This window comes from Micromonospora sp. M51 (assembly GCF_018070305.1).
Taxonomy (GTDB): Bacteria; Actinomycetota; Actinomycetes; order Mycobacteriales; family Micromonosporaceae; genus Micromonospora; species Micromonospora parva.
The window spans coordinates 1-3,977 of sequence record NZ_JAGPXZ010000589.1 but is presented as its reverse complement, the minus strand read 5'-3'; the positions used below and the strand labels follow the sequence as shown (position 1 = coordinate 3,977).

4 protein-coding genes and 1 pseudogene are annotated in these 3,977 nt (G+C 73.9%); all 5 read left to right on the top strand.

The genetic code is table 11. From position 1 onward, the window contains the following. A partial coding sequence (locus KBX53_RS25080) for a uridine kinase (protein ID WP_210861972.1) occupies nucleotides 1-520 on the top strand: 520 nt, incomplete at its 5' end. Between the two features lie 67 nt (nucleotides 521-587). Beyond that, the gene (locus tag KBX53_RS25075; protein WP_030333426.1) at nucleotides 588-1,733 is read left to right on the top strand and encodes a M48 family metallopeptidase; all 1,146 of its coding nucleotides are present in this window, start codon (nucleotides 588-590) and stop codon (nucleotides 1,731-1,733) included. A gap of 36 nt (nucleotides 1,734-1,769) precedes the next feature. Beyond that, a complete protein-coding gene (locus KBX53_RS25070; RefSeq protein WP_030333427.1) occupies nucleotides 1,770-3,113 on the top strand; it encodes a dipeptidase in 1,344 nt (447 codons plus the stop codon). An 83-nt stretch (nucleotides 3,114-3,196) separates the two neighbouring features. Continuing rightward, complete coding sequence (locus tag KBX53_RS25065) at nucleotides 3,197-3,403, top strand: hypothetical protein (protein WP_030333429.1); 207 nt, start codon at nucleotides 3,197-3,199, stop codon at nucleotides 3,401-3,403. 94 nt (nucleotides 3,404-3,497) lie between these two features. Further along, nucleotides 3,498-3,977: pseudogene (locus KBX53_RS25060) on the top strand (ATP-dependent DNA ligase); the annotation flags it as partial.

Here is a 3,977-nt window from a genome sequence, read left to right as displayed (position 1 = left end):
GAGCGGCGCGGGCAAGAGCCGGTTCGCCGCGCAGCTCGCGGATGCCCTGGCGGGGCCGCTCGGCGGCCGACCGCCGGTGGTGCACACCGACGACCTGCTCGACGGGTGGGACGACCAGGTCACCTTCTGGCCCCGGCTCGACGAGTGGGTGCTCGCCCCGCTGCGCGCCGGGACGCCGGGTGCCTACCGGCGGTACAGCTGGGTCCGGCACCGTTTCCTGCCCCGCCCGGTGCCGGTGCCGGCGGCCCCGGTGCTGCTGGTCGAGGGGGTCAGCGCCGCCCGCGCGGTCGTCCGGCCGGAGCTGACGCTGGCCGTGTTCGTCACCGCACCCGCGTCGCTGCGACTGGCACGCGCGGTCGCCCGGGACGGGCCGGAGATCCTGCCCGAGCTGCGCCGCTGGCACGACGGGGAGCGGGCGCACTTCGCCGTCGACGAGACCGCGACCCACGCCGACCTGGTGGTCGACGGCGCGCCCAGCCTGCCGCACGACGCGGACCGGTACTACGTGCGGCTGCGCTGAGCGGGGCATGGACGTCGGCCACCGACTACGGCACGATGCGGGGAGCTACGGCGAACGGGGAGCCACCATGACGGCAGCGGACGCGCCAGCGCGGCGTCGGATCACCCTCACCGGCATCAGCTCACGGGCCTGGGAGCATCCCGCCGACCGGGGTGCCCTGGTCGCGCTGCGGGAGCTGCGCGGTTTCGACGACGTGGTGCGGTCGTTCTTCGGCATGTGGAACGAGCGGGGTTTCCGGCTGTCCGTGCTGGCCTCCGGCATCCGGGTCGACCACCGGCAGTACCCGGCGGTGTGGCAGCGCTACACCGAGGCCGCGGCGGCGCTCGACGTGGCCGAGCTGCCCGAGCTGTACGTGACCCAGTCGCCCTGGTTGGGCGCCGAGGCGGTCGGGCTGGAGCGGCCGTTCATCGTGGTGAACTCCGCCTGCGTGCAACAACTCGACGAGGACGAGCTGCGCTGTCTGCTCGGCCACGAGTTGGGGCATGTGGGCAGCGGGCACGCGGTCTACAAGACGATGCTCATGATCCTCACCCGCTGGGCTGCCAACCTGAGCTGGTTGCCGGTCGGCGCGATCGCGCTGCGGGCCATCATCGCGGCGATGCTGGAGTGGTGGCGCAAGGCGGAGCTGTCCGCCGACCGGGCGGGCCTGCTCGCCGGGCAGGACCCGGCCGCCGCGTTGCGGCTGTTGATGAAGCTGGCCGGTGGCGGTGACCTGTCCCAGGTCGACACCACCGCCTTCCTGGAGCAGGCCGCCGAGTACGCCGGCGGCGGCGACCTGCGCGACAGCCTGCACAAGATCCGGATGACCGCGTGGAGCACCCACCCGGTGCCGGTGGCGCGGGCGGCGCAGCTGCGCCAGTGGATCGACTCCGGGGCGTACGGGCGGGTGCTGGCCGGGGACTACCCACGCCGCGAGGACGACAGCTCGACCAGCGTCACGGAGGAGATCAAGGCGGCTGCCGAGTCGTACCGGGAGGAGTTCAGCAGGTCCAGCGACCCGCTGGTCGGGTTGCTGCGCCGGCTCGGCGACGGTGCGAGCGACGTCGGCGAGTGGGTGGGCGGCACCGCCGGTCGGGCCCGTTCCTGGATGGACGCGGCCACCGAGGCGGCGGGCCGCGCCCACCGCGCCGGGCGGGCCGCCCCCGGCGCGCGGGCCGGCGCCGGCCCCACGGACAGCGGTGACGGTACGGGCTCCGCCGGCACGCCCAGGTAAGGCCGGCATACGATGCCGGTCATGACCTCACCGATCATGTCCGAGTCCGAGGTGCGAGCCGCCGTCGAGCGGGAGATGCCCGGCGTCCGGGCCGACCTGGAGCGCCTCGTCCGCATCCCCGGCATCGCCTTCGAGGGCTTCGACCACTCGCACGTGGAACGCTCCGCCGAGGCGGTGGCCGAGCTGCTGCGCGGTTGCGGCCTGGACGTCGAGATCGTGCGATCCGGCGGCCAGCCGGCGGTGATCGGCCGTCGGGCCGCGCCGCCCGGCGCACCCACCGTGCTGCTCTACGCCCACCACGACGTCCAGCCGGTCGGCGACCTGTCGCTGTGGGAGTCCGACCCGTTCGAGCCGGTGGAGCGGGACGGCCGGCTCTACGCCCGGGGCGCGGCCGACGACAAGGCCGGCATCATGGCGCACGTCGCGGCGCTGCGCGCGTACGGTGACGCGCTGCCGGTCGGCGTGGTCCTGTTCATCGAGGGCGAGGAGGAGTACGGCTCCGACTCGCTGGAGCAGTTGCTGGTCGAGCACCGCGACAAGCTCGCCTCCGACGTCATCGTGATCGCCGACTCCGGTAACTGGGACATCGGCGTACCGGCGTTGACCACCTCGCTGAGGGGCATCGTCAACTGCTTCGTCGAGGTGCGCACCCTCGACCAGGCGGTGCACAGCGGCATGTTCGGCGGCGCCGTGCCGGACGCGCTCACCGCGCTGGTCCGGTTGTTGGCGACGCTGCACGACGACGCCGGTGACGTGGCGGTGGAAGGGCTGGTCGGCCGGGAGGGCGCCACCGTCGACTACCCGGAGGACCGGATCCGGGCCGAGGCGGGGCTGGCCGACGGCGTGGGGTTCATCGGCACCGGCCGGATCACCGACCGGCTCTGGACCAAGCCGGCGCTGGCCATCCTCGGTGTCGACGCGCCGTCCACGGGCGAGGCGCCGAACGCCCTGGTCCCGTCCGCGAAGGCGAAGCTCAGCATCCGGCTCGCCCCGGGCGACGACAGCAAGCGGGCGTACGCGGCGGTGCGCGCGCACCTGGAGCGGCACGCCCCGTGGGGTGCGCAGGTGACCGTCACCTTCGAACACGACGGTGACCCGTGCGTGATCGACGCGTCCGGGCCGATGTTCGACGCCGCCCGGTCGGCTTTCCGGGCCGCCTGGGACGGCACCGACCCGGTGGACATCGGCGTCGGCGGCTCGATTCCGTTCATCGCCACCTTCCAGGAGATGTTCCCGAAGGCGGCGATCCTGGTGACCGGTGTGGAGGACCCGCACGCCCGTGCGCACGGCCCGAACGAGAGCCTGCACCTGGGGGAGTTCGCCCGGGTGTGCCTCGCCGAGGCGCTCCTGCTGGGCAAGGTGGCGGCAGCGGGCGGGTAGGCCTCCGGCACGGCGCGGGAACTTTGGGTCTGATCTGGGGGTTTACGGCGTGTCGGCCCGCTGTCTGTTATAGCCTTTCGTACATGAGTACGAACGAGGTGATGGCCCGGTTGGGGGCCGCTGTCAGCGCGCTGGGAGATGTCGACGTCTCCGCGTGGTCCGAGGACACGCTCAACGAACAGCTCGGTGAGCTTTCCGCCGCACTGGTCGCCCTCGACTCGGTGCTCTCCCGCGTGGCCGGCGAGGTCCGGGCCCGGGGGCTACGCATCGAGGAGCCCGTCTCGGCCTAGGGCTGCCCGCCCGTCGTCCGCGTGAGCGGGCGGCACCCTGCCGACACCGCCCGGGCACGGCAATGCCCGGGCGGTGTCGGAGGTGCCTGGCAGGATGAGCTGCGTGCGGTTCCTCGATCTGGCAGCCACCTCCGCCGCCGTCGGTGCCACCAGCGGCCGACGCGCCAAGGTGGAGCTGCTCGCTGACGCGCTGCGCCGACTGGATCCCGACGAGGTCGAGCCCGGCGCCGGCTATCTCGCCGGTGAGCTGCGCCAACGGCAGACCGGGGTTGGCTACGCGAGCCTGCGTGACCTGCCGCCCCCGGCCGCCGAGCCGACGTTGACGGTGGCCGCCGTGGACGCCGCCATCGCGCAGATCGCCGCCGTGCACGGCTCGGGCTCGCAGGCTCGACGTCGGGCACTGCTCGGCGCCCTCTACGCGGCGGCGACGGCCGACGAGCAGCGCCTGCTCACCGGTCTGTTCAGCGGCGAGCTCCGTCAGGGCGCCCAGGCCGGGCTCCTCGCGGACGCGGTGGCCCGGGCCGCCGAGGTGCCGGTGGCAGCGGTCCGTCGGGCGCTGCTGCTCGCCGGTGAG

What these genes read in the sequence shown, in the direction of transcription:
- KBX53_RS25075 (WP_030333426.1), top strand. Translation starts at nt 588, where the DNA reads ATGACGGCAGCGGACGCGCCAGCGCGGCGTCGGATCACCCTCACCGGC.
- KBX53_RS25065 (WP_030333429.1), top strand. Translation starts at nt 3,197, where the DNA reads ATGAGTACGAACGAGGTGATGGCCCGGTTGGGGGCCGCTGTCAGCGCG.
- KBX53_RS25070 (WP_030333427.1), top strand. Translation starts at nt 1,770, where the DNA reads ATGTCCGAGTCCGAGGTGCGAGCCGCCGTCGAGCGGGAGATGCCCGGC.